Origin of the sequence: Rhizobium laguerreae, from assembly GCF_002008165.1 — a bacterium.
GTDB classification, from domain to species: domain Bacteria; phylum Pseudomonadota; class Alphaproteobacteria; order Rhizobiales; family Rhizobiaceae; genus Rhizobium; species Rhizobium laguerreae.
Genome location: NZ_MRDM01000030.1, coordinates 216323 through 241464, shown reverse-complemented (window position 1 = coordinate 241464; position 25142 = coordinate 216323). Strand labels below are relative to the sequence as shown.

Genomic DNA, 25142 nt, shown 5'->3' with positions numbered 1-25142 from the left:
CCACAGATGAAAGACCCTGAGATGAGCGCAACCGGTTCCAATGACAATGTTCAGTATCCTCGGACGATCTTCATCCGCCGCCACTCCGTTGTGACGCGGCTTACGCACTGGCTGAACGTGCTTTGCCTGAGCTTCCTCCTTTTGAGCGGGCTGCAGATCTTCAATGCCCACCCTGAGCTTTATTGGGGTCATTATGGCGCGAACGGCGACCCCGCCGTTCTGGCAATCGGCTCCGACGACGATGTAGGGACGCCAAGCGGCTTCTTGCGTGTCGCAGGGCTACAGATCCCTACAACCGGCGTCTTGGGTGTTTCCAATGTTGATGGGGAGCCGACTGCGCGAGCTTTCCCGTCCTGGGCAACAATCCCCTCGTTCCAGGATCTTGCGGCTGGACGTCGCTGGCATTTCTTCTTTGCCTGGCTGTTTGTGATCAATGGTATTCTCTATCTTGGATTCAGCCTGCTGAGCGGACATTTCAGGCGAGACCTTGCACCGAAGGTGCACGAACTCTCGCCCCGCCATCTTGGCCGCGAGGTTCTCGACCACGCCCGTCTCCGCTTTCCCGAAGGGGAGGAGGCCAGGCATTACAACGCGCTTCAAAAGCTCACCTATCTAGCCGTCATTGTCATTCTGCTCCCCCTGATGGTGCTGACGGGTCTGACCATGTCACCCGGCGTCGACGCCGCTCTTCCCGCATTGGCCGATGTCTTTGGAGGACGCCAGTCAGCCCGCACTATCCATTTCATCACAGCAACAGCGCTGGTCGTCTTCGTCATCGTCCATGTGGCAATGGTGGTCCTGTCCGGGACTTGGAACAACATCCGCTCGATGATCACCGGACGCTATGCGATCCAGGAAAAAGGCCCACAATCATGAGCAAGCTTCTCACCCGACGCCGCTTTCTCATCGGCGGCACGCTTGGCGCGAGTGCCCTGACCCTTTCCGGGTGTGACCTGCTGGACCAGAATGCCGACGTTGCCAGTGTCCTTCGCTCTGCCGAGCACCTGACCATGAAGGCGCAGAGACTGCTTCAGGGGCGCGATGCCCTGGCGCGTGAGTTTGACGAAAAGGACATTTCCCCCTCCTTCCGTGTCAATGGAACGAGTGCTCCCGACAGCGATGAATATGCGGAACTGTTGGAAGGTCACTTTGCAAACTGGCGACTGAAGATCGACGGTCTTGTTGATCGGCCTAGAGAGATCTCGCTCATCGATCTTAAGGCGCTTCCCTCCCGCACCCAGATCACCCGCCATGACTGCGTCGAAGGCTGGAGCGCCATCGGCAAGTGGAGAGGCGTTCCGCTCGCCCATCTGTTGCGGCTCACCGGGGTCAAGCCAACGGCGCGCTATGTCGTATTGCATTGTGCCGACGAGCTCGAAAAGACGCTCGATGGCAGCGGCCGCTACTACGAGAGCATCGATCTCATCGATGCGGTTCATCCTCAAACCATCCTCGCCTACGAGATGAACGGCCAGGACCTCAGCGTCGGCCACGGGGCGCCCTTGCGTCTCAGGGTCGAGCGGCAGCTGGGGTACAAACAGGCCAAGTACATCATGCGCATCGAACTGGTCGACAGCTTCGCCGGCCTGTGGGGCGGGAACGGCGGCTATTGGGAAGATCGCGGCTACGAATGGTACGCCGGCATCTAAGGCCATCAAATGGCGAACCACGGGAAAACAATCCATGAGCAGACGCAAAGTCCAGAAAGTGATGCCGATTTCAGCAATTGCGCCTTCACGACAGGTCGAGATCAACCAAAGCAGTTCGATCCTCTCCGATCCTGACGGCCGATGGGCGGCCAGGCGGCAGAAGGCGATCAGCGATGCCTTCGAGAAAAGCATGCGCATCAAGGGTGCCCACGGCGGCGGGGCAAAGGTTCCCTCTCACGGCGGCCCGCATGACCTCGATAGTTCCGAAATGTCAGCCGGGAAACTCTCCGGCGAAAGCGATCGGATCGGCCGTACTGAATGGGACGAGAACACCCTCTTCGGCAAGCATGTCGGCTTCATCTGACGACGCTAGCGCGAACCATCAATCAACCAGTTCAGAAAGTGGAAGAAAACAATGTCGAACAACCAGACCTCCCGTGCCCCGCGCGGCAACGACCAGTGGCTCAAGCAGTATTACTTTACCAGAGCGGCCTTCTCAGTGCTGTGGGTCGCGGCTGCATTGACTGCCGGACGGCATTCCTTTGCGGTGGCTGCCGCACTGCTGATCGTCTATCCCGCTTGGGATGCAATTGCGAACGTTACCGATGCCGCGAGGAGCGGTGGTCTTGCCGCCAACCGGAGCCAAGCGATCAACGTCGCAGCGAGCTCTGCTATGACGATAGCCGTGATCCTGGCGTTGACAATGAACATGAACTGGGTTCTCGGCGCTTTCGGTCTATGGGCGATCTTTTCGGGGCTGTTGCAGCTTGGAACTGCCGTGCGGCGTTGGAGAACGAGTGGAGGTCAATGGGCGATGATTTTGAGCGGTGGTCAATCCGCTGTGGCCGGCGCGCTGTTCATCTTTCAAGCGCAAATGCCACAGGAGCCCTCTATCTCCACGGTCGCGGGGTATGCTGGCGTTGGGGCATTCTACTTCCTGGTCTCGGCAATATGGCTGACGATCGCTCTGTCGCGTCGGAGTGATGCACCCCTCGGAAACTCCACCTCGCGCCAATGAAATCGCTTGTAAGGAAATCGAACGATGACACATGATACGGCAGAGCAACTTGCTTCCTATCGGAGGACCATCGACAATCTGGATTCAGCTCTCCTCTATATCCTGGCTGAACGCTTTCGCTGTACCGAGCAAGTCGGCCACTTGAAGGCCGAACAGGCGATGCCGGCAATCGATAATGAGCGAGAGCGTCGCCAATTGGATCGACTGAAGAGCATCGCCAATGATGTCGGCCTCAGTCCGCACTTTGTCGAAGGGCTGATGAGAATGATCGTGGGCGCTGTGGTGGAGCGGCACAGGCAGATTGCGGCCGAGAAGTAAGTTGTCTGTCGCGCCTGTCTCCCACCGCATCCGTCGGTCGGCAGGGAAAAATCGATCTTCTTCGGGCGGCTTACCATGCGGGCGCATTTGTGAGGTGGTCCGAGACGGTCGAGATAAACGCCCGAAGACGCTGAAGACGTCGTAGGTCCCGGTGATATCCCATCCAGATGTCTCGCGCCGGCGGGGCCTTGGGCAGTCCCAGTCTGCGGATACCCGGGACCTGATTGCCCACCACGCGCGGCAGTACGGCGATCCCAACGCCCTGCTTGCACATTCGCCCTTGGACGTTACGGTTGTTTGATCGCAGCACGGGTCTCGCGTTCGGGAAACTCTCGCCGAGCCATGCGATGTCGGGGAACTGCCCGGTCGACGTATCGTGGGTTATCAGCCGGAAGCCGGTCCCGTCGCCAAATTTGGGGTCATGTGACTCCTCGGCGATGTAGACGCCGTATTCGAGCCTGAAGAGTCGCCGCTGAATGACATCGGCATTGTTGAACGGAACGATACGAAAAGCGACGTCGGCCTCCCGTTGGGCGAGGTTGAACAGGCGAGTGCCGGTCAGGATCTCGACGTCTACATTTGGGTAGGCTTTCGAGAAATCTGCCAGGATGGGAGGCAGGACATAGGCGCCGAACCAGTCCGCTGACGAGATGCGCAGATTACCCTTGAGGTCTTGCTCCTGCCCGGCAAGCCTGCGCTCCATGGCCAGCGCGCCCTCTTCCATCTGCTCTGCCAGCGCGATGATCCCATGGCCCTCCTCGGTCAGCACGAGTCCGTCCGCGGTCCGCTGGAAGAGGGTGTGGCCGATCGCCTCCTCAAGAGCGCGCAGCCGTCTGCCAACCGTCGGATGGCTCGTATGAAGGGCACGCGCAGCGCCGCCGAGCGTGCCGGATCGCGCAATCGCAAGGAAGATTTTTACGTCACTCCATTCCACGGCCAAGCCCTTACAAAAATGAACATTGAAAATACAAAACTGTCACTTCAAGTACAAATCTAAACCTCTAGATTCAAGTCATCTTTCGAAAACACGCGGAGAAAACATCATGAAAACATGGTTCATCACAGGCTGCTCGAGCGGCTTCGGACAACGGCTCGCGCTCGCTACGGCACAGCGAGGCGATCAGGTTGTCGCGACTGCCCGAAACGTCAAATCGATTGAAGAAATGGCTCGGCCATTCGAGGGGCGCGTGATCACCTTGCCGCTCGATGTAACGGATACGGCGGCGGCCAATGCCGCGGCCGCAAAGGCCGTCGAGACATTTGGGGGTTTTGACGTGCTGGTGAACAATGCCGGCTACGGACTGTTTGGCGCGCTCGAGGAAGGCACGCCCGAAGAATATCGACCGATGTTCGAGGTGAACGTTTTCGGTCTTATCGAAACCACCAGGGCAGCCTTGCCTGCCCTGCGACGTTCGGGCGGAGTGATCGTCAACCTGTCGTCTGGCGCAGGGATCGCGGGGAGCGGCGGCGCAGCATATTACAATGCAGCCAAGTTTGCGGTTGAAGGGGTTTCCGAGGCGCTCTCCGGCGAGCTGAAGCCGTTCGGCATCCGCGTGCTGATCGTCGAGCCTGGGCCATTTCGAACCGACTTCCTTGGCCGTTCGATCACGATGGCGGCCAAGGAGATGCCAGAATACGCCGCGAGTTCGCGCAGGCATTATCGCGAAACCAATAACGGCAACCAGGCAGGCGATCCCGACAAGGCGGTTGCTGTGATCCTGCAGGCGGTTGACGCCGATGACGCCCCGCTTCATCTGCCGCTCGGCCCGGTCGCGCATTCGATCGCTGAACGAAAGCTGGCTTCGTTCCGCAGCGATATCGACGCCTGGCGCAATATCTCGATCGCTACCGATTTCGATCAGCCCTGAGCTGGTCGTTAGCTCTGTTTAACATCAACATCGACGGGAAAGAGGTTATGATCCCAACATTGAGAGGGTTTACCCAGCAGTTGGTGCCGGTGAATGGCATCAAGATCAATGCCGTCACGGGAGGCTCCGGCCCGCCGATCCTTCTGCTTCACGGTTGGCCGGAAACGTGGTGGGAATGGCACCACGTCATGCCGCTGCTGGCCGAGCAGTTCAGCGTGGTCGCCATTGATCTGCGTGGTGCGGGTTTTTCCGACTGCCCGCTTGATGGCTATGACAAGGCGACGATGGCGCGCGACGCGCACGAGGTAATGCTTGCCCTTGGGCATAAACGCTATGCCGTGTGTGGCCATGACATTGGCGGAATGGTCGCATTGCCGCAGGCCGCTATCTATCGAGATGCGGTTACTCACCTGGCCGTCCTCGATGTGCCGCTTCCAGGTTGGAGCCAGTGGGAGGCGACGACGGCAAAGATCTGGCACTTCGCGTTCCATGCTAACCGGGATCTGCCGGAGCGCCTGATTTACGGCCGCGAATATGACTATGTCTCGGCCTTCATGGCCGAGCGGTTCTACGATCACAGCACATTCAATCCTGAAGATATCGACATCTATGCGAAAGCCATGGCCCTCCCTGGCCGCACGCGAGGCGGCTTGGAATGGTATCGTACCCTTGCCGCCGATCATGCAGCCGCGTTGGATTACAAGCAGCACCCGCTTGAGATACCGGTTTTAGGTCTTGGCGGGGAGCATCGCTTCGGTGCGCATATGGTCCCGATGCTGCAGGAATTCGCCAGCAATGTAACTGGCGGCTCGATTACGCGATGCAGCCACTATGTCGCGGACGAGCGGCCGGAAGAAGTAACGGCAGCTCTGATCGATTTTCTCAAGGCAAATTAAGGATCTGCGACCGCCCGTCTTGAGCCGGGCGAAACTCGATATTGCGGGCGAGTTGCGCCCGATCGCGCTCGATTGATTTAACAAGGAAGGAGAATTGTCATGACCGCACCTGTCATTCGCGGCGTCAATCACATCGGCATCACAGTGCCCGACATCGAAGCAGCAAAATCATTCCTGGTAGAAGCTTTCGGCGGCCAGGTGATCTACCAATCCTTCGGACCCCAGGATCCGCCGCGTCAGGGTGCCGAATTCGAACGGGCCACTGGCGCATTCCCGGGAACCGTGATCCGTGCACAGGCGATGGTCAAGATCGGAACCGGTCCCGACATCGAGCTTTTCGAAATGCACGGCCCCCAACAAGCCCAGCCTGTTCGCCCTAGCGATTTCGGCATTACCCACTTCGGCGTCTATACCGACGACATCGACGCATCGGTCGAACGCTTTGAGAAGGCAGGAGGCACGCCTCTAACCGCGCCGCGCGATATTCCCTATGCCACCGAGAAAGGCCAAGGGAACAAGGTCTGCTACTGCCGCACGCCGTGGGGCACGATGATTGAGTTCATCACCACACCCGACCGCATGGGCTATCACGACCAAACGGATCTGCGCAGGTGGCAGGACGAGGAATGAGCGTGCATTTGGAAAACACTGTATCACGCCGCAGCTTTATATCGCTCTCGGCGATTGCTGCGGCGTCAGCGCTGGCAGGGTGCACGTCAATCTCCGGCACTCGCCAAACAGCTGGGCGGCCGGGTTCGTTGCCTGAAACCATCCGTGCCGTCCAGCCGGCCCCCGCGCCAACGGATGCCGAGCTGGCTGTTATGTACGGCCCGATCGAAGATGGCGGCTTTCTGATCCCGGCGGTCCGCTACAAGCAGATTGATCCGCGTTACTATCGCCAGCAGGTCGTCGACCCGACGGGCGAGGCGCCCGGCACGATCGTTGTCGATACCCCCTCGCGCTTCCTCTATTTGGTTCAGCCGGGAGGAATCGCAATGCGCTATGGGGTCGGCATCGGGCGCGACGGCTTTGCCTGGCAGGGCGACGGTGCCATCCAGTGGCGGCAAAAATGGCCGCGTTGGAAACCGCCAAACGAAATGGTGGCGCGTCAGCCGGAGCTCGTCAAATACTCGATCGAGAACGGCGGCATGGAGCCGGGCCTGAAAAATCCGCTCGGTGCGCGAGCGCTCTACATGTTCTCTGGCGGCCAGGACAAGCTCTACCGTCTGCACGGTAATCCAGAATGGCGCTCGATTGGCAAGGCCGTTTCGTCCGGCTGCGTGCGCCTGCTCAACCAGGACATTATCGACCTCTATGAACGCGTGCCGATCAAGGCGCCAATAGTCGTCAAGCAGTAAGTGCAAGCGATCACGTCCGTCTCTCCCTGGATAGAGGCGAGACATGTCCTTCAGGCGATCAGCAAAGCCTCAGTCATTCCACGCACAAAACTCAAGGAACTACCGACCATGTCGAACTTCAGTAAAGCGGCCGTTGGCCTTATAGCCGCGTTTTTGTCTTCTGCTGCCCTAACAGCCCCAGCCTTAGCGGACGCGCGCAACATCGTGCTTGTCCATGGCGCGCTCGTGGATGGTTCGGGCTGGCGCGGCGTTTATGACATCCTGACCCGCGACGGCTACAATGTCAGCATTGTGCAGCAGCCGCTGACAAGCCTGGACCAGGACATTGCAGCCACGATGAGTGTGGTCGATCAGCAGGACGGAGACGTCGTTCTCGTCGGTCACAGCTACGGCGGTACGATCATCACGGCAGCAGGTGATGACCCCAAGGTCAAGGCACTTGTTTACGTTGCGGCACTGCAGCCGGAAAAGGGCGAAAGCACGGCACATTTGCTCCAATCGATGCCGTCACCGACCAATGATATCAAGCCAACGAAAGATGGTTTCCTGCTTATTGACCGGGCAAAGTTTGCAGCTGATTTCGGGGCGGATCTGCCCAAAGAGCAGGGCGAGTTTATGGCCCGGTCTCAAATGCCTGTCGCAGTCGCTGCCACCAGCGCGCCGGTTTCGGTTGCCGCTTGGCACGACAAGCCGAGCTACGGGATTGTTTCGAAAGACGATTTGACGATCAATCCGGACCTTGAGCGCTGGATGTACAAGCGTGCCGGTTCAACGGTGACAGAGATCGACGGTAGTCACGCTATCTACATCTCGCAGGCCGCTGCAGTCGCAAAGGTTATCGAGGAAGCAGCCAAAGCTGCCAAGTAGCGGCGGCATGCATTCTGCAAAAGGCGCTTGTCTCGATGAATTTGCTAGCTGTGTCACGTCTGGGAACGTGACGCAGCTATTTCGAGACATGTACCTGAGCTTGGGAAAGAGCCGTTCAAAACGCAGCCGTCTCTGGCTCAACGATGAAGAGCGTCATCGGCTGAGTTGGCCTGACGCCTTGTGAGGTTCGTCACCATTTTGAGCCGCGTGATGAACCCGTTCCATCTCAACTGCAAATATACAGATGTCACTCCGGCGGGCGAAGTGAAGGATTGCCCGACATCGCTGGCCGTTTGTACTTTTTCATCCAGCGGCGCTTGAAAATTCGCGACGCATGTACCAGCGCCGCTAGCAACCAGCAAAGATTGCGAGGACCACTATGGATCGAGAGATCATCATACCCGACGAGATGCAGGAGATCGTCAGCCGAGCAGGCTATGCTCCTGCGGTTAAAGTCGGAGACACAATTTACGTCGTCGGCCAAGTTGGGCGGACCAAGGATCTCAAGATTATTCACGATCCCTCAGAGCAATTCAGAGCTATGTGGGACAATTTACGGATTGTCCTCGAAGCCGCTCATTGCACGTTCGATGACATCGTGGAAATGACAAGCTATCACGTCGAAATGTCCAAGCACATGGACGTGTTCCGGACTGTCAAAAACGAGGTGTTTCCGAAGGGAACCTATGCGTGGACCCGGATAGGTGTCTCTGAGCTCGCGCACCAGGGACTCCTCGCTGAGGTGAAATGTGTTGCCGTAAAGCGATGATGGAACCTATGTGTCGCGAACGAACGCTTCCACGCTGAGCATAAAAGTTACAGCAGCTTAGTGTATCCGAGACGATGGACTATGGTTCGATTCCCTTCAAGGCGTATTTACACCAGGCCAATCTCCGCCGTTTCCCGACATTTGATTTCCCCACATATTTCCGGACATCAAAACCCTGGCAGTGATCACCTTCGGCTGCCGCAGCTTAGTGTCCAAGAAACCAAATTTCTTTCAGTCGGCGCAGCGGCGGCAACGGCTGAGGTGCTCTCGTACATCTGGCCGCCGACGATCTTCCCGTTGCGCATCTCGAATCGGGCGAGGAAGTCGCTGTCGGCGATCCTCGCCGTTTCTTGGTGGCGCAGGCGGAAATGGCCTTCGACGAAGACTTGCGTGCCGGCATCGGTGAATCGCGTGGTCTCGTAAGCGAGCAGTTCGTATTCTGAGAAGAGAAGCGCAGTTAGGCGTCGGTAGCCTTCGCGGCCTCGATGCTCGTAGCCAGCCCAAGGGATGGCAGCGCGCAGTTCGTCGTTGCACACGCAGGAAACCACGAAGCTGAAATCCGGATGCACGTAGTTGGCAAATGCGTCATCAAGATCGCCGCAATGCTGCGCGGCGAAGAAGCCCTTCGCGGCTGTGATGTTCGGCTTATCGGACATGATGTCAGCGCCTTTTTCGCTGGCACCGATCGCAAGCCAGCATGGCTGCGACGTGCGCGGGCATGCGGACGGCGGATGTTGCCGGTTGCTTGGCCGGCACGTCCGGTAAGTCTCGTCGTCATCGCCTCAGTGCTCATCCTCGGGGTCCCTTGTGCGCGAATGATGCAAGATGACAGTTGTACGCATATTGATAATGCGATCAGAAAGTGACAGAGTGTTGTTTATGACGACAACAGTAGATTTCTTGGAGATGCAGGCCTTTATCGCTGTGGTGACGGAAGGGTCTTTCACTGCGGCGGCGGAACGCTTGGAAACCGACAAGGCGCGAGTGAGCCGCATCGTGCGGCGAATGGAAGAGAAGCTGGGCGCGCGGCTTTTGAACCGATCGACGCGGCACCTAAGCGTGACGGAAGTTGGGCGAGACTATTTCGAACGCGCCTCGTCGATCTTGGCGGCCGCCGAAGCGGCGGAATCCGCGGTCGCTCAGCGGACGCAAGAACCGAAGGGCCGCCTTAAGATAACGGCTGGCGCTGAATTCGGGACGATGCGGGTCGATGGCTGGATTGCCGCGTTTTTGCACAAGTGGCCCAAGGTAACCGTCGAAGCGGAATACACGAACCGTCTCGTCGACATCATTCATGAAGGTGTCGACGTGGCGATCCGCATCGGCCCGTTGCAGGATTCGGAGCTTTCGGCGCGCAGACTCGGAGAGTTGACTTACGGTTTGTACGCATCTCCCGAATATTTGCGGGGAGCTGCGCGTGTTCTCACGGTCGAAGATCTCAAGCGGCACGACCTTATCATGCACGCCCCACGCGGTCGCCCGGGCTGGACCTTGGTGAATGGCGAGGAGGCGGAGAAGGTTTGGCAGGCACCGCGCTGCGCCCTCAACAACACCGTAGCCGCCATGAACTTGGCGCTGTCAGGTTTGGGTATCGTGCAGCTTCCGCGATACATGGCCGAGCGGCACGTAGCTGAAGGCGGCCTCGCCGTCGTCTTACCGGGTTGGGCTCGCATCCCCGTGCCCATCCACGCCGTCTTCGCTTCGACACGCTATATGGACCCGAAGGTGCGGGGTTTCGTCGACCTCTGCCGTGACCACTTCACGAGCGATGTCCAAGGATCGGGATGAGATGACCCGCTGCTGCCCGGCTCGGCTCAGACGAAACGACATCAAGATTGCAAGATGTGCTGAGCGTAAGGCGCGACGCTTGCGAGTAAATGACGCAGTTCAACGGCGTCCGCGATGAGTCGGTGCCATAGCCATACCGACGATGCCGTGCCCAACGCGCCCAGTGGGAAAGCAACGGTCAGTTACACTCTTGAAAAAGGGCTTTCCAGCGTCAGAGGGAGCTTAGAGATCTTCCTCGCTCTTCTGGCGCCATACAAGGCGTCTTGCCGGTGTATGCGCTGACCTCCTTGCGGAGCTCGACGCAAGGCGCCTGGCGCCATGCTATCGACGTCGGAAGCTTGATTTCAATGGTCGGCTAAGGCGTCACCGTATCGCGCGGACCTGCCGCGCCATTGTCGGTGCAAGGGACAACAGTCTGTTGCCCGCTGCCGGACTGTTAACTCTTCGGTCAAATCCATATTTTCGCTGTGTCGCTTGCTGCAGCGCTCGTCCTTCGAAGGGCGCGCGGGACAGCACCGGCGCAGGAATCCTGTCGGCGGCTACCGCCCCCTATGAAGAAAGACAAAGTTCATGGCACAAACTATCGGAATTATCGGCTCCGGCCTCGTTGGCAAGGCAGTCGCGCGCCTCGCGACCGCGGCTGGCTACAAGGTGGTGATCAGCAACTCCCGCGGCGCGGACACAATCAAGGACCTGATCGAGGAGCTTGGTCCGCTGGCGAGCGCCGGCACCACGGAGGAGGCCATCGCGGCGGGTGACATCGTCACGCTCTCGATTCCGATCGCCGCTTCCGAGCAACTGCCCGCCGACAAGTTCGCGGGCAAGGTCGTGCTCGACCAGACGAACTACTATCCCGCATTCGGCAACAATGACGTCCTCGACAAGGCTGAGCTGACCTCCAGTGAGCTGATCCAGCGGCGTTTGCCGGGAGCGAAGGTCGTCAAGGGCTTTCACAACCTCAGCTGGCTCCACATGAAGGCCAACGCGACGCCGAAGGGTTCGGCGAACCGCACGACGCTGCCGATCGCGGGCGACGACGCCGGAGCGAAGCAGGCGGTGACCGAGTTCTTCGACAAGATCGGCTTCGATACCATCGACGCGGGCTCACTAGCAGACAGCTGGCGGATCGAACCGAGCACGCCGATCTACTTCTGGGCCTACGCTCCGTCGGTAGACCTGCAGGCGACGGGTCCGGAAGCCGAGCGCGCCTACACGCAGCCTGGTACGCCCGTGTCGCGCGAAGATGCTCAGCGCCTGATCGACGAGGCAAAGCGCCCGTCGCCGATCGGCGGCACGTTCGAGGGCATGCCGCAGGTCCACGTCGACCTCTTCATGGCCCAGGCCAGCGCCGCGACCGTCGCAAACTGACCCCCTGCCGGACGCCCCTCCAATGGCGTCCGGCATTCGGTTGTGGGAGCCCTGCGGGGCTCGCCGGGCCTCACATATTCAGGAGCCGCAGCGATGCCGAGCGAAGACCACCTCACCCCTTTCCTCGAGGCGATGCATGAGGGCGACATTGCGCGCGTGAGCGCGCATCTGTCCGAGACCGTCGAACTCAATAGCCCGATCCTGCCCACGCCATTCAAGGGGCGCGCCAGCGTGTCCGCTGTCCTCGGCGCCCTGCTATCCACGATCGACGCGTTCGAGCCCAAGATGATGATGCGCGAGGGCGCCGACGTCATTGCGGTCCTTACGATCCGGTTCGAGGGGCATGTGATCGACGCCTTCGACCACGTCCGACTCGGCGAGGACGGCCGCATCGAGACTATAACCATAGCATGGCGCCCACTGCCCGCCGTCGTCGCGGTCCAGCAGCGGCTCGTCCCCAAACTCGGCGGGCAGGCGATGCGCCTCGTTCCAGTCGAACAGTAGGCACACTCGAACGTCCGCGGGCCCCGGTCGGGCGAACGCCGGTGCGCGCGTCTCTCGACAAGCAGGCCGCGCGCGGCGCGAGACTTGCACACGATTTAGCGAACAAAAAGGAGCACGACATGCAAGGTGGAAGAAAGCCAGGTCCCGACCATCCGATTACCATCGCTCCGGCGGGGGAAAGGGTTGTCGTCAAGCTAGACGATGCCATCCTCGCCGACAGCCGCGACGCCCTCATCCTCAAGGAGGCGAGCCTTAATCCGGTCTACTACATCCCGCGCGCCGACGTCGCGATGGGCGAACTCAGCATGAGCGACACCAGCACCCACTGCCCGTACAAGGGCGACGCCAGCTATTTTAGCGCGCGAAATGGCGCCGCTAGGGATGTCGCCTGGTCGTACGAGAACCCTTTCGACCACATGCTGATTATCCAGGGATACCTCGCGTTTTACCCGGACCGCGTCGACGCCATCGAGACAACGGCTCGCGACTGATTGCTGGATCATCGATTCGGCAAATCGGCCGAATTCTGCTGTTGTTCCGATGACAACAGTGCAGTCGGATGGAGCCAACTAGTGTCGAATATATAAGGGTCGCGCTGATTGATCGCTCAAGCGGCGCGTGACAGAATGTTGTCCATGACATCAACAGTCGGTTTTTCAGAAATGCAGGTTTTCGTCGCGGTGGTGATGGAGGAGTCCTTCACCGCTGCGGCCGATCGCCTCGAGACTGACAAGGCTCGGGTGAGCCGCATCGTGCAGCGGATCGAGGAAAAACTCGGCGCGAGGCTGCTAAACAGGTCCACCCGCCGGCTCAGCGTGACGGAAGTCGGTAGGGACTATTTCGAACGCGCCTCTTCGATCCTTGCCGCCGCAGAGGCGGCCCAAGCAGCGGTCGCCCAGCAGCGCCAGGAGCCCCAGGGCCGTCTGAAGGTTACGGCGACACCAGAATTCGGCACCACACGGGTCGACAACTGGATCGCCGCCTATTTGTCCAAGTGGCCGAAGGTCACGGTGGAAGCGGTATACTCCATTCGGTTCGTCGACATCATTCATGAGGGAATCGATGTCGCGATCCGCATCGGCACCTTGCAAGATTCTGATCTGTCGGCCCGCAAGCTTGGAGAGATAACGTACGGCCTCTATGCCGCGCCGGAATATTTGAAGGAAAGTGCGGAGCTCCGCACCGTCGACGATTTGAAGCGCCACGACCTCATTACGAAGACATCCAGCGGCCGCGCGAGCTGGACCCTTGTCAATGGCCAAGCAACAGAAAAGGTCTCGCAGACGCCACGCTGCGCACTCGATAACATCGTTGCCGCGAAGAACCTGACCGTATCCGGGTTGGGAGTGGCGCAACTTCCGCGGTTCATGGCTGAGCCACATGTGGCGGAGGGAACCCTGGTCAGGGTTTTGCCGGGCTGGGCAAGCATACCAATGCCGGTCCATGCTGTTTTTGCCTCCACGCGCTACATGGATCCGAAGGTGCGCGGTTTCGTTGATCTTTGCCGCGATGCTTTCGGGGATGGTAGCGACGCCAGCCTAGCCTGAAGCGAGCCGACCATAGCCTTAGTCGCCATCGGCAATCCTCAAGTAGGACCGCCCGTGGGCCTCACCGAAGGCTGTAGCTCGTGCAAGGCGGGAGCCGCGACGTGCTTCCCGCCGGTATGGCTGGACCAGACAGCCGGCCTCGTACATTGAGTTGCGCGCCAGCGCCGCGACCGAACCGCGGCTACCTCCGTTCATCATTGTTGCTCGCACGAACAACAGACTGAGGTTCATGGGGCATCTAATCTATGCCTGGGCGATATCCTAACTTTCAACAGAACCGCTCCTCGGGGGCATAAATGTTGAGGTAGATAGGATATCTAATGAAGATCGGAGTTTTGAGCGCCGGCAATATCGGCAGTCGTTTGGCCCGCGCCTGGGCAGCCGCAGGTCACGAACTCGTCATCGCCAAGGATGGTGAGGACCGGAAGATCGAACCACTACTTGCGGAACTGGGCGACAAGGCTCGGCTCGGTACGATCCGCGAGGCGGCGGAGTTCGGTGAAGTCGTACTTTTCTCGATTTACTGGCCGCGAGTCGAAGCAATCGTTGCCGAGGTCGGCGACGCGCTCGACGGCAAGGTCGTGATCGAGACCATGAACCCGCTCGGCGTTACCGCCGATTTCGTGCACTTCCACGATCTGGAGTTCATGCGCGACAGCTCGACTTCAGAAGAACTGCAACGGCGCTTGCCTAAGGCGCGCATCGTCAAGGGGTTCAACCTGATCGCGGCTCCGTCGCTTGAGGCGGCGGCATGGGCTGAAGCGCCGGTGCAGGCCAATGTCTTCTACGCAACCGACGACCGTGCCGCTGGCGACGTAACGCGGGGCCTCATCGCCGACGCGGGCTTCAAGCCCGTCAACGCCGGCAATCTCAAGGGCGCCCGGCAGCTCGAACAGGTCGGCGTGCTTCTGCATCACGTCGCAGACAATGAATATGGCGGCGACCCTGACCTGATCCGCCTCGCGCTCGCGGTCGTCGAAGCCAATCCTGGCCCGATCACGCGCGAACGTGTCGCCTGATCGAGCGAGCCAGCTCGAGCGCAAATTCCAAAATCGCAATTCGCTTTACGAAGGAAATCTCCAATGGCGCAGACGTTGAATGGTAAAACCGCCCTCGTGACCGGAGCGGGCCGGGGCATCGGTCGGACGATCGCTGAACGGCTCGCGGCGGACGGCGCGACGGTGGCGATCACGTACAATGCCAGCAGCGCTGGCGCGGAAGAGGCGGTCGCAGCGATCGAGAAGGCGGGCGGCACCGCCTTTGCGCTGCAAGCCGATCTCTCCGATGCCGGGTCGATCCCTGGCTTGTACGACGAGCTGGATCGCGAGCTGACGGAACGCAAGGGCAGCAAGACGCTCGATATTCTCGTCAACAATGCGGGCAATTCGGGTTGGGGCGGTCTCTCCGACGCCACGCCGGAGGCTTGGGACACGATGATCGCGGTCCATGCCCGCGCGCCGTTCTTCATGGTCCAGTCGGCGCTCAGCCGTCTGTCGGATGGCGGGCGGATCATCAATATCTCATCGGGCCTCTCCACGCGCCCGCAACCAATGGTGCCGATCTATTCGATGGCGAAGGCGGCGATCAACAACCTCACCCACGCGCTTGCGATGGAGCTTGGTCCGCGCGGGATTGCGGTGAACGCGGTGGCGCCGGGTTGGACGCGAACGGACATGAACGCCGCCGTCCGAGAGGATGCCAATACCGTGAAGGCGATTGAGGCCGACACCGCGTTCGGCCGCTTCGGTGAAACGTCAGACATCGCCGCGGTTGTTGCCTTCCTCGCATCTGACGATGCCCGGTGGGTGACCGGTCAGGTGATCGAGGCGAGCGGCGGCTACAGGCTCTGATCGGCTGAGCTGCCCCGGCAACGGCGCGCCGCCACGCAGGCGACGGCCAAACCATTCCACAGCTTGGGAGAGCGATGATGAAGGTTGGAATCATAGGATCAGGGGAAATCGGCGGCTCGCTGGCCCGACGGCTCTCAAAGCTGGGCCATCAAGTATCCATCGCCAATTCGCGCGGCCCTGGATCGCTTGCGGATCTCGCCGCCGAGACCGGCGCCAGGGCGGTGACCGTCCATGAAGCGGCACGCAGCGGCGACATCGTCTTCGTCGCGATCCCGGCCTTCAAGATCGCCGATCTGCCGAAGGATCTGTTCGACGAGGTCGATGCCGATGTCGCCGTCGTGGAGACGGGAAATTACTATCCCCAGGAGCGGGATGGGCGGATCGATCCGATCGAACAGGGCATGGCCGAAAGCCGCTGGGTGGCAAATCAGCTCGGTCGGCCGGTGCTGAAGGCCATCAACAATCTGCACTGGCGCAGCCTGCTCGATGGCGGAAAGCCTGCGGGCACGCCGGGACGCATCGCGTTGCCGGTGTCGGGCGATAATGAGGCCCATAAAGCCAGGGTCATTCGGCTGTTCGATGAACTCGGATACGACGGTGTCGACGCCGGCCCTCTTGACGAGTCCTGGCGTCAGCAGCCCGGCACGCCGGTATACGCCGCTAATCTCGATACGGATGGTGTCCGTAAAGCACTTGCCGAAGCCAGTCCTGAGCGAAAGCCGGAATTTCGTGCTGCGCTCAACAGCAGCATCGGCAAACCTTAGGAGGACCAATGGATACGCAGCCAAAGGGACGGGTCGTCCTCGTAACAGGAGCCAGCCAGGGTATCGGCCGGGCTATTGCCTTACGCCTCGCGAGAGACGGCGCAAAGGTCGGACTGGTAGATCTGAAGGAAGAGAAGCTCGCTGAGGTAAAGAAGGAAGTTGAGGCCCTCGGAGCGAGCGCCACGTCATTTGTCGCCGATGTCAGCAAGCGCGATGAGGTGTTTGCGGCGGTACATCAGGTCGAGAGGGAGCTTGGTGGCTTCCACGCCATCGTCAACAATGCGGGCGTTGCGCAGGTCAAGCCACTCGCCGACGTGCTTCCGGAAGATATGGATCGCATCTTCCGAGTGAATGCCGATAGCGTGGTATGGGCATTCAAGCCGCTGCGGCCAAGTTCAAGGCTCGGGGCATCAAAGGTAAGATCATCAACGCATCCTCCGCCGCTGGCCACGAAGGCCTGCCAGTATGCGAGCGCCGGCATCACGGTGAACGCCTATTGCCCCGGCATAGTCGGAACTGACATGTGGGTCGAGATCGACGAGCGCTTTTCACAGCTCACGGGCGCGCCGAAAGGCGAAACCTACAGGAAGTATGTTGGGGTATAGCGCTCGGTCGCGCCCAGACGCCCGAAGATGTAGCGGCCCTTGTTGCATTCCTCTGTAGCGACGATTCCGACTACGTCACTGGGCAGGCGATCCCGAGCGATGGCGGGCTCGTATATCGCTAGGCCCAACTCCCACTAACACGCGATGCGGCAAGGCAGGAGCCACTGGAAGGACTCCGCCAGAAACGTGCTGCCGCGGTGCGGCTATGAAGGCAGAGCCGTTCGGACGACTGATTTTGCCACGCGAGACTGGCTAAAAAAGGCTTGTTTGACGTACAGGCTCTCCGGATTTAGTGACAATCGTCGATCCGTACGGTTCGCGCGAGGAAATGATCAGCGCGTAATTCGGTAGTGGACGGGCCAGCTCCTTGGCTTCATCCCAGGGCGCCCGCATCCAGGTGTCGGTCTCTTCCTTCGTCAGCAATAGGACCGGCATGGCCTTGTCATGGATCGGTTTCACCAGGTCGTTGGGATCCGTGGTCAAAAACCCATAGAGATCGTCAGTGGTCAGGCCGTCCCTGACCTTTCGGACACTCTGCCATTGCGGCACATGGAGACCGGCAAAGAACATCAGCGACTTCTGCTCGTCGCGGGCGAACCAGGCATTGGGCACGTTTCCGCCATCCGCCTGGCTGGCCGGATCCGGTTCCGCGAAACTGGTAACCGGGACAAGGCATCTGTTTTCGACGCCAAACCATCGCGTCCAGTGCGGAAAACTGAGCTTGCGCACGTTGGTCGTGCCGCGGTCGGCCTCCATGCGGATCAGTTCTTCGAGATCGAATGGCTTGCCTTTGGCCGCAAGTTTCTCGGCCTTGATTTTGGCCGTCTTCTCAAGTGCGAAGCGCGGCGAGGGCAGTCCCCAGCGCGCATGGACCAGTTGCTTCTTCCCGTCGGCGGTGTTGCGGACGATCGGCCCCATCTGACCAGGATTCATTTGGTAGGCAGGCATCAGGTTGATCAGGCTTTCGGCATCCTGGGCCCATTTTGCGACCCAGTCCCTGTCTTCCATGCGATAAAGATTGTACATAGCAGGCCATCTGCTCCGCTTGAGCTCGAATGGCGGACAATCTAGCGGACGGCGCTGATTTCGCTAGTCGAGCCGGAAGACGTCGGCATTGTCCTGACGTTCTCGCAAGCCCTTGTAGGACGGATGGCGGAGTTTCCCGTCTGTCGACCAGGCGCGAAACTCGATCTCGGCGATCAGTGTCGGTTCGACCCAGACAATATCGGCGCTTCCGGAATAGGGCAGGGGCGGCTGCTTTCGGTTCCATCGCAGTGTGTCCAGCATCTTCCGCAACCTTATGATCTCGGCTTGCCTGAAGCCCGTGCCGACGCTTCCGACGTGGACGAGGTCGGCACCGCGGTAGGCGGCAAGCACCAACGAGCCGAAGCCCGAAGGGAATGCCGTCGACTTCTCATAACCGACAATGAAGAAGGCCTCGCTCTGGACGCATTTGACTTTCACCCAATCCCCGGTCCGGCCCGAGCGATAGGGCCGGTCGAGGTGCTTGCCGACGATGCCTTCCAGCCTGAGGCGGCAGACATGCTCCAGCAGGACAGCTGGTTCGCCATCGAGTGTTTCCGATAGCCTGACGGCGCCGACTTGATCATTCATTTGGCCGTTTAACGTGTCCTCGAGAAGGTGGCGTCGAGACCGGTATTCGACACCGCGCAGATCGTGGCCGTCCAGATAAACAAGATCAAAAGCGTAGAGGACGGCGTTGGAGGCACGGTTGCCGGCTTGTTTGCCGGATGCGCCCAGCGATTGCTGCAGCAGCCCGAAATCCGGACGACCCTCTTCGTCGAGCACGACCGCCTCGCCATCGATGATCATCGTCGCCGGCCCGAGCGCTCGGGCGGCCTGCTCTATCGCCGGAAACCGATGTGTCCAGTCATGTCCGCCGCGGGTGAGGATCCGGATCCCCTGCGGCTCGATATGGACGGCAAGGCGATAGCCATCCCATTTCAGCTCCCAGCTCCACTCGTTTCCTTTTGAGGGACGGGACTTCAGTTGCGCCAGCGCAGGCTCGACGCGCTCGGGCATGGGATCGAACAGCAGCTGTGGTTGGGCTGGATTACGCTTCCCGCGCGGCCGGGAACGGATCGGGGCCTCGGTGTCACGAAGGAGGGGTTTTGATCTCGGAGGCTTCGTCATGCCGGGAGTTCAGCAGAAAAATCTTAAAGACACTGTGACGATGCCGACTTGTCCCCGCAATTCACACAAAGGGATTAGCGCTCGCAAACGCTCGGAAAAAAATCCGCCGCCCGCTATTCTGCTGATTCCCTTCGGTATTCTGCTGATTTCTAATGTTCAGGATAATATTCCCATTCCTCCGGTTGCTTGACTCTTTAATTGCGTCGGAACAGAAAGGGAACATCCGCATTTGTCTGACATGATGTCGGCCGCCAACACGACCTTGAAGGGAGCCGTGAACGATGACTGCTGCCCGTGAAAGGGTGATTTCCGATCTGCGCGAGCGCATTACATCGCTGGAAGGCGTGTCAGCAAGAAAAGCCGGCTGTCTCTCCTTCGGGGTGCCGGAAATCGATGCAGTCCTGCCGGGAGGTGGTCTGGCCTATGGCGCCCTGCACGAATTTGCCGGCGGCGGAGCAGGGACCATCGATGGGGCCGCCGCGGCCCTGTGTGCGGCGGGGATCGCGGCCCGCACCAAAGGCCCGATCGTCTGGTGCCTGACGCGCCCCGATCTGTTCTTTCCGGCGCTCGCCCAGGTCGGCCTGCATCCCGACCGGGTGATCTTTGTCGAATCCGACAGGGAGGAGGACGTGCTCGCCAATATGGAGGAAGGGCTTTCCTTCGGTGGGCTCGGCGCCGTCGTTGGTGAACTCGTTCGCCTGCCGATGGTCAGTTCGCGCCGGCTGCAGTTGGCGGCTGAGCGAACGGGCACGATGGCGCTTGCCGTGCGGCGCTGGCGACGGCAGACGGGAGGCCAATGATTTTGGCCAACCGACGGCGTCGACCACGCGGTGGCGGGTCAGCGTCATGCCGTCGGAGGAATTGCCGGTGCCGGGCGTGGGGAGGGCCCAGTGGTTGCTGGAATTGATGCGCGTGAAAGCGGGTGAATGTGCTGAGTTTCTCGTGAGGGCGTGCGATGACAAGGGTTGTCTCGATCTATCTTCCGGATCTGCCGACGGATCGCATTCGTCGCGCCGATCCCTCTATTCCGCCTGAACAGGCGATTGCCGTGATCGCCAGGAGCGGCTCGAAACGCTGGGTGTCGGCCGCAGACGCCGCCGCTAGGAAATCCGGCGTGCATGTCGGCATGCCGGCGGCCAAAGCGCAGGCGCTGTTCCGCGGCCTGATGCTGGTCGATGCGGATCCTGCGCTGGATGCTGCAGCACTCGAACGCATCACCCTCTGGGCGCTGACGCTTTATTCCCCGATCGTTGCCGTCGATGGGATCGACGGGATCGTCATGGACACCGAGGGTGCCGATCACCTGCAGGGCGGCGAGCTCGCCATGGTGATGAAGATCGCTAATCAGTTCCTGGCAAAAAAACTCACCGCCCGTGTCGCGATCGCCGACACCTGGGGTGCAGCGCATGCCTGCGCCCGTGCCATCACTCGCGAGACAGTCATCGTGCCTTCAGGTGAGACCGTCCGCGCCGTCGAAAAGCTACCGATATCGTTGCTGCGCCTTCCGGGGAAAGTCGTCAGCGATCTGCGCACGCTTGGCTTCCAGACGATCGGCGAACTGGCCAACACGCCGCGCGGGCCGCTGACGCTCCGTTTCGGTCCGGAGATTGGCCGGCGGCTGGACCAGATCTTCGGCCGCGTCTCGGAACCAATCGATCCGATCCGCACCGCCGAGCTCGTCGAGGTGAGCCGCGCCTTTGCCGAGCCGATCGGTGCTGCCGAAACCATCGACAAATATGTCGGCCGGCTGGTTGTGCAACTGATCGAGGAGCTGCAAAGGCGCGGTCTTGGTGTCCGGCGCGCCGACCTGATCGTCGAAAAGGTTGACGGTACGCGGCAGGCAATCCGCGCCGGCACGGTGAAGCCGGTGCGCGATGTCGCCTGGCTGACGAAGCTGTTTCGCGACCGGACGGAAAAGATCGAGCCCGGCTTCGGGATCGAGAAGCTGACCCTGGTTGCAGTGATGGCTGAGCCCCTGGAGGAGCGTCAGAAATCCTCCTCGCTGGTCGAGGAGGAAGTGAAGGACGTGACGCCGTTGATCGATATTTACGGCAACCGCGGCCAGCGTGTTTATCGGGTGGCGCCGGTTGCCTCCGACGTGCCCGAGCGCTCCGTCCAGCGTATCAGTCCTGCTGCCGATCCGGTCGAGGTCACCTGGTTCAGTCATTGGCGCCGGCCGGTCCGGCTGCTGGCCCGTCCCGAACTGATCGAGGCCATCGCCTTGTTGCCGGACCGGCCGCCGGTCTCGATCACCTGGCGCGGCAAGCGCCGGAAGGTCAAGCGGGCCGACGGTCCGGAACGGATCTTTGGCGAGTGGTGGCAGCGCGACGCCGAGATGGAGGCGGTGCGCGATTACTTCGTCATCGAAGACGAGGCCGGCGAGCGCCTCTGGGTGTTTCGCTCCGGTGATGGCATCGATCCGGAAACCGGAAGCCATCGCTGGTACTGCCATGGGATCTTCGCATGAGTTATGCCGAGCTGCAGGTCACGACCCATTTTTCCTTCCTGCGCGGTGCAAGCTCGGCGCAGGAACTGTTCGAGACCGCCAAGGCTCTTGGCATCGAAGCCCTCGGCGTCGTCGACCGCAATTCGCTTGCCGGAATTGTCCGGGCGCTTGAAGCATCGCGTGCCACCGCCTTACGCCTCGTTGTCGGTTGCCGGCTTGATCTGGCCGACGGCATGTCGCTGCTGGTCTACCCGACCGACCGGGCTGCCTATTCCCGGCTGACCCGTCTCATCACGCTCGGCAAGTCGCGCGGCGGCAAGAACAACTGTATCCTGCATTGGGACGACGTCATCGCCTACAGCGACGGCATGATCGGCATACTTGTGCCGGATCTGCCGGATGACGTCTGCGCGATCCAGCTGCGCAAGATGGCCGAGCTGTTTGGTGATCGGGCCTATGTGTCGCTTTGTCTGCGACGCCGGCAGAACGACCAGCTGCGGCTGCATGAGATTTCCAATGTTGCGGCGCGGTTCAAGGTGCGGACGGTCGTCACCAATGATGTCCTCTTCCACGAGCCAGGCCGCCGACAGCTGCAGGACATTGTCACCTGCATTCGCACCCGCACGACCATCGATGATGTCGGTTTCGAGCGCGAGCGCCACGCCGATCGTTATCTGAAGCCACCGGAAGAAATGCAGCGGTTGTTTCCGCGATACCCGCAAGCCCTGGCGCGAACCCTGGAGATTGTCCGTCGCTGCACGTTCTCGCTTGAGGAACTCACCTACCAATATCCGGAGGAGGCGATCGTGCCGGGCAAGGACGCCCAGGCTTCGCTCGAGCATTATGTCTGGCAATGCGTGCCCGATCGCTATCCCGAAGGACTGCCGCCCGATGTATTGAAGGTCGTGCGGCACGAACTCGATCTCATCCGCACCATGAAATACGCGCCCTATTTTCTGACCGTCTTCTCGATCGTGCGTTATGCGCGGTCTGAAGGTATCCTTTGCCAGGGAAGGGGTTCTGCCGCCAACAGCGCCGTCTGCTACATTCTCGGCATTACCAGTATCGACCCCTCGACCAACGACCTTCTGTTCGAACGCTTCGTCAGCCAGGAGCGCGACGAGCCACCTGATATCGATGTGGATTTCGAGCACGAGCGGCGCGAAGAGGTCATTCAATGGATCTATCGCACCTATTCCAGAGAAAAGGCAGCGCTCTGCGCCACCGTGACGCGCTACCGCGCCCGCGGCGCGATCCGTGACGTCGGCAAGGCGCTCGGCCTGCCGGAAGATGTCATAAAGGCGCTGTCATCGGGCATGTGGTCCTGGTCGGAAGAGGTCTGCGATCGCAATGTCCGCGAGCTCAATCTCAATCCAGATGACCGGCGTCTTGTGCTCACTCTGAAGCTCGCGCAGCAACTGATGGGCGCCCCAAGGCATCTCGGCCAGCATCCCGGCGGTTTTGTCCTCACCCATGATCGGCTCGACGATCTCGTGCCGATCGAACCGGCGACGATGAAGGACCGTCAGATCATCGAATGGGACAAGGACGACGTGGAAGCCCTGAAATTCATGAAGGTGGACATCCTGGCGCTTGGGATGCTGACCTGCATGGCCAAGGCCTTCGATCTGATCCGCGAGCACAAGGATCGGGATCTCGACCTGTCTGACATCGAGCAGGAGGATTCTGCGACCTATGCGATGATCCGAAAGGCCGATACGCTCGGCACCTTCCAGATCGAAAGCCGCGCGCAAATGGCGATGCTGCCGCGGCTCAAGCCGCGGACCTTCTACGACCTCGTGGTGCAAGTCGCCATTGTCCGGCCCGGCCCGATCCAGGGCGACATGGTTCATCCCTATCTGCGCCGGCGCGAAGGCAAGGAGGCGGTCGAATATCCGACGCCCGAGCTTGAGGCGGTGCTGGGCAAGACGCTCGGCGTGCCGCTGTTTCAGGAGTCGGCGATGAGGGTGGCGATGGTCTGCGCCGGCTTTACCGGTGGCGAGGCCGATCAGCTGCGCAAGTCGATGGCGACCTTCAAGTTCACCGGCGGCGTCTCGCGGTTCAAGGATAAACTCGTATCGGGCATGGTGAGGAACGGCTACACGCCGGAATTCGCGGAAAAGACGTTCTCCCAGCTCGAAGGTTTTGGCTCCTACGGTTTCCCGGAAAGCCACGCGGCCTCATTTGCGCTGATCGCCTATGCGTCGAGCTATATCAAATGCCACTATCCGGAAGCCTTCTGTGCCGCGCTGATCAATTCGCAGCCCATGGGTTTTTACGCGCCGGCGCAGATTGTCGGCGATGCGAGAGCCCACGGCGTCGAGGTGCGGCCGGTCTGCATCAATCGGTCCCGGTGGGACTGTACGCTGGAGCGGATCGGCAATTCTGGCCGCCATGCTGTCCGGCTCGGTTTCCGGCAGGTGAAAGGACTGGCGGTCGCTGACGCGGCGCGCATCGTCGCGGCACGCATGGACAATGCCTTTGCCTCGGTTGACGATATGTGGCGACGATCCGGCGTGCCATCGGAGGCGCTCGTCCAGCTTGCCAAGGCCGACGCCTTTCTGCCGTCGCTGAAGCTTGAACGCCGCGACGCGCTGTGGGCGATCAAGGCGCTGCGCGATGAACCCCTGCCGCTGTTTGCCGCCGCGGCCGAACGGCAGATGGCTGCAATTGCCGAGCAGCAGGAGCCGAAGGTGGCACTTCGGCAGATGACGGACGGGCATAACGTCATTGAGGACTACAGCCATACCGGTCTGACATTGCGGCAGCATCCGATCGCCTTCCTGCGCAAGGATTTATCAGTGCGCAACATCATCACATGTGCCGAGGCGATGAATTCGAGAGACGGGCGGTGGGCCTATACCGCCGGCCTTGTCCTGGTGCGGCAAAAGCCCGGATCGGCCAAGGGCGTCATGTTCATCACCATCGAGGACGAGACCGGGCCGGCCAACCTCGTCGTCTGGCCGACGCTGTTCGAAAAACGCCGGCGGGTCGTTTTAGGTTCTTCGATGATGGCGATCAATGGTCGGATTCAGCGTGAAGGGGAGGTGGTCCATCTTGTCGCCCAGCAGCTGTTCGATCTGTCAGGCGATCTGACCGGCCTTGCCAATCGGGATGAGGAGTTCAAGCTGCCGGCCGGCCGTGGTGATGAGTTCGCCAGAGGCGGCGGGCCTGATCCACGGGACAAGCCGAAGCCGGTTATCGCCGCGCGCGACTTGTTCGTGCCTTTATGCCGAACTCGGCATAAAGGCACTTATCCCGAGCCGGATACTATGCCGAGCCCGTTTCCTAAAGCACGGGATTTCAGGTAAAGCCGCCTGGTAAGCTCGGCATAGTTTCAAGTACTGAAAGGCGGAAAATCAGCCCTACGGAC

At 60.5% G+C, this 25142-nt stretch carries 28 protein-coding genes and 1 pseudogene; 25 read left to right on the top strand and 4 right to left on the bottom strand.

Translation table 11 applies throughout. The features are described 5' to 3' along the window. Window positions 1-21 precede the first annotated feature (21 nt). From BS630_RS31040 to BS630_RS31020, 5 genes are read left to right on the top strand one after another with little or no spacing between them, the layout of a single operon-like run. Window positions 22-876: a cytochrome b/b6 domain-containing protein gene (locus tag BS630_RS31040; protein ID WP_077980489.1), complete on the top strand. Its 855-nt coding sequence runs from the start codon at window positions 22-24 to the stop codon at window positions 874-876. Then, window positions 873-1649 (top strand): molybdopterin-binding protein, encoded by a 777-nt coding sequence (locus BS630_RS31035; protein WP_077980488.1) that lies wholly within the window; start codon window positions 873-875, stop codon window positions 1647-1649. Before BS630_RS31040 ends, BS630_RS31035 begins: the two co-directional genes overlap by 4 nt. 34 nt (window positions 1650-1683) lie before the next feature. After that, window positions 1684-2013: a hypothetical protein gene (locus BS630_RS31030; RefSeq protein ID WP_077980487.1), complete on the top strand. Its 330-nt coding sequence runs from the start codon at window positions 1684-1686 to the stop codon at window positions 2011-2013. A gap of 51 nt (window positions 2014-2064) precedes the next feature. Next, window positions 2065-2667 carry a hypothetical protein gene (locus BS630_RS31025; protein WP_077980486.1) on the top strand — a complete coding sequence of 201 codons (603 nt, stop codon included), beginning with the start codon at window positions 2065-2067 and terminating at the stop codon, window positions 2665-2667. Between the two features lie 24 nt (window positions 2668-2691). Next, window positions 2692-2985 carry a chorismate mutase gene (locus BS630_RS31020; RefSeq protein ID WP_077980485.1) on the top strand — a complete coding sequence of 98 codons (294 nt, stop codon included), beginning with the start codon at window positions 2692-2694 and terminating at the stop codon, window positions 2983-2985. 70 nt (window positions 2986-3055) lie between these two features. On the opposite strand, the gene BS630_RS31015 is transcribed toward BS630_RS31020, so the two are convergent. After that, window positions 3056-3919: a LysR family transcriptional regulator gene (locus BS630_RS31015; protein WP_077980746.1), complete on the bottom strand. Its 864-nt coding sequence runs from the start codon at window positions 3917-3919 to the stop codon at window positions 3056-3058. Between the two features lie 109 nt (window positions 3920-4028). Between BS630_RS31015 and BS630_RS31010 the strand changes: the two genes are divergently transcribed. From BS630_RS31010 to BS630_RS30985, 6 genes are all read left to right on the top strand, one after another. Continuing rightward, window positions 4029-4853, top strand: a complete 825-nt coding sequence (locus BS630_RS31010) for an oxidoreductase (protein WP_077980484.1) — start codon at window positions 4029-4031, stop codon at window positions 4851-4853. 47 nt (window positions 4854-4900) lie between these two features. Then, window positions 4901-5749, top strand: a complete 849-nt coding sequence (locus BS630_RS31005; RefSeq protein ID WP_077980483.1) for an alpha/beta fold hydrolase — start codon at window positions 4901-4903, stop codon at window positions 5747-5749. Between the two features lie 99 nt (window positions 5750-5848). Continuing rightward, entirely contained in the window at window positions 5849-6379 is a 531-nt protein-coding gene (locus tag BS630_RS31000; protein WP_077980482.1) for a VOC family protein, read from the top strand. Beyond that, window positions 6376-7107 (top strand): L,D-transpeptidase, encoded by a 732-nt coding sequence (locus BS630_RS30995; protein ID WP_077980481.1) that lies wholly within the window; start codon window positions 6376-6378, stop codon window positions 7105-7107. The genes BS630_RS31000 and BS630_RS30995 overlap by 4 nt, the downstream gene beginning before the upstream one ends. 108 nt (window positions 7108-7215) lie before the next feature. Next, complete coding sequence (locus BS630_RS30990) at window positions 7216-7974, top strand: alpha/beta fold hydrolase (protein ID WP_077980480.1); 759 nt, start codon at window positions 7216-7218, stop codon at window positions 7972-7974. A gap of 379 nt (window positions 7975-8353) precedes the next feature. Further along, window positions 8354-8743, top strand: coding sequence for a RidA family protein (locus tag BS630_RS30985; RefSeq protein WP_077980479.1), 390 nt, complete (start codon window positions 8354-8356; stop codon window positions 8741-8743). Between the two features lie 185 nt (window positions 8744-8928). Here BS630_RS30985 and BS630_RS30980 read toward each other — a convergent pair whose 3' ends face one another. Then, window positions 8929-9399, bottom strand: coding sequence for a nuclear transport factor 2 family protein (locus BS630_RS30980; protein ID WP_077980478.1), 471 nt, complete (start codon window positions 9397-9399; stop codon window positions 8929-8931). Window positions 9400-9622: 223 nt separating this feature from the next. On the opposite strand from BS630_RS30980, the gene BS630_RS30975 reads away from it, so the two are divergent. The 10 genes from BS630_RS30975 to BS630_RS38310 all read left to right on the top strand — a co-directional run bounded on the left by BS630_RS30975 (window position 9623) and on the right by BS630_RS38310 (window position 17291). Next, window positions 9623-10531 (top strand): LysR family transcriptional regulator, encoded by a 909-nt coding sequence (locus BS630_RS30975; protein WP_077980745.1) that lies wholly within the window; start codon window positions 9623-9625, stop codon window positions 10529-10531. Window positions 10532-11101: 570 nt separating this feature from the next. Further along, window positions 11102-11899 (top strand): NADPH-dependent F420 reductase, encoded by a 798-nt coding sequence (locus BS630_RS30970; RefSeq protein WP_077980477.1) that lies wholly within the window; start codon window positions 11102-11104, stop codon window positions 11897-11899. A gap of 93 nt (window positions 11900-11992) precedes the next feature. Continuing rightward, window positions 11993-12403, top strand: a complete 411-nt coding sequence (locus BS630_RS30965; protein ID WP_077980476.1) for a nuclear transport factor 2 family protein — start codon at window positions 11993-11995, stop codon at window positions 12401-12403. A gap of 119 nt (window positions 12404-12522) precedes the next feature. After that, the gene (locus BS630_RS30960; RefSeq protein WP_077980744.1) at window positions 12523-12894 is read left to right on the top strand and encodes a DUF427 domain-containing protein; all 372 of its coding nucleotides are present in this window, start codon (window positions 12523-12525) and stop codon (window positions 12892-12894) included. Window positions 12895-13029: 135 nt separating this feature from the next. Further along, complete coding sequence (locus tag BS630_RS30955) at window positions 13030-13950, top strand: LysR family transcriptional regulator (RefSeq protein ID WP_245310575.1); 921 nt, start codon at window positions 13030-13032, stop codon at window positions 13948-13950. A gap of 320 nt (window positions 13951-14270) precedes the next feature. Next, complete coding sequence (locus tag BS630_RS30950; RefSeq protein WP_077980474.1) at window positions 14271-14969, top strand: NADPH-dependent F420 reductase; 699 nt, start codon at window positions 14271-14273, stop codon at window positions 14967-14969. Between the two features lie 63 nt (window positions 14970-15032). After that, window positions 15033-15800: an SDR family NAD(P)-dependent oxidoreductase gene (locus tag BS630_RS30945; RefSeq protein WP_077980473.1), complete on the top strand. Its 768-nt coding sequence runs from the start codon at window positions 15033-15035 to the stop codon at window positions 15798-15800. Window positions 15801-15853: 53 nt separating this feature from the next. Further along, the gene (locus tag BS630_RS30940) at window positions 15854-16564 is read left to right on the top strand and encodes an NADPH-dependent F420 reductase (protein WP_280952180.1); all 711 of its coding nucleotides are present in this window, start codon (window positions 15854-15856) and stop codon (window positions 16562-16564) included. 8 nt (window positions 16565-16572) lie between these two features. Then, the gene (locus BS630_RS30935) at window positions 16573-17169 is read left to right on the top strand and encodes an SDR family NAD(P)-dependent oxidoreductase (protein WP_245310572.1); all 597 of its coding nucleotides are present in this window, start codon (window positions 16573-16575) and stop codon (window positions 17167-17169) included. Further along, a complete protein-coding gene (locus tag BS630_RS38310; RefSeq protein WP_245310571.1) occupies window positions 17088-17291 on the top strand; it encodes an SDR family oxidoreductase in 204 nt (67 codons plus the stop codon). Before BS630_RS30935 ends, BS630_RS38310 begins: the two co-directional genes overlap by 82 nt. Window positions 17292-17421: 130 nt before the next feature. Here BS630_RS38310 and BS630_RS30930 read toward each other — a convergent pair whose 3' ends face one another. Next, the gene (locus tag BS630_RS30930; RefSeq protein ID WP_077980471.1) at window positions 17422-18195 is read right to left on the bottom strand and encodes an SOS response-associated peptidase family protein; all 774 of its coding nucleotides are present in this window, start codon (window positions 18193-18195) and stop codon (window positions 17422-17424) included. Window positions 18196-18258: 63 nt separating this feature from the next. Beyond that, window positions 18259-19323, bottom strand: coding sequence for a non-homologous end-joining DNA ligase (gene ligD, locus BS630_RS30925; RefSeq protein WP_077980470.1), 1065 nt, complete (start codon window positions 19321-19323; stop codon window positions 18259-18261). On the opposite strand from ligD, the gene BS630_RS30920 reads away from it, so the two are divergent. From BS630_RS30920 to BS630_RS30905, 4 genes and pseudogenes are all read left to right on the top strand, one after another. After that, entirely contained in the window at window positions 19322-19513 is a 192-nt protein-coding gene (locus BS630_RS30920; protein ID WP_077980468.1) for a hypothetical protein, read from the top strand. The two genes, ligD and BS630_RS30920, sit on opposite strands and share 2 nt — an antisense overlap. Window positions 19514-19604: 91 nt before the next feature. Continuing rightward, window positions 19605-20358, top strand: a pseudogene (locus BS630_RS30915) (ImuA family protein). After that, complete coding sequence (locus BS630_RS30910; RefSeq protein WP_077980467.1) at window positions 20279-21790, top strand: Y-family DNA polymerase; 1512 nt, start codon at window positions 20279-20281, stop codon at window positions 21788-21790. Before BS630_RS30915 ends, BS630_RS30910 begins: the two are co-directional and overlap by 80 nt. Beyond that, window positions 21787-25080 (top strand): error-prone DNA polymerase, encoded by a 3294-nt coding sequence (locus tag BS630_RS30905; RefSeq protein ID WP_077980466.1) that lies wholly within the window; start codon window positions 21787-21789, stop codon window positions 25078-25080. Before BS630_RS30910 ends, BS630_RS30905 begins: the two co-directional genes overlap by 4 nt. Window positions 25081-25142 lie beyond the last annotated feature (62 nt).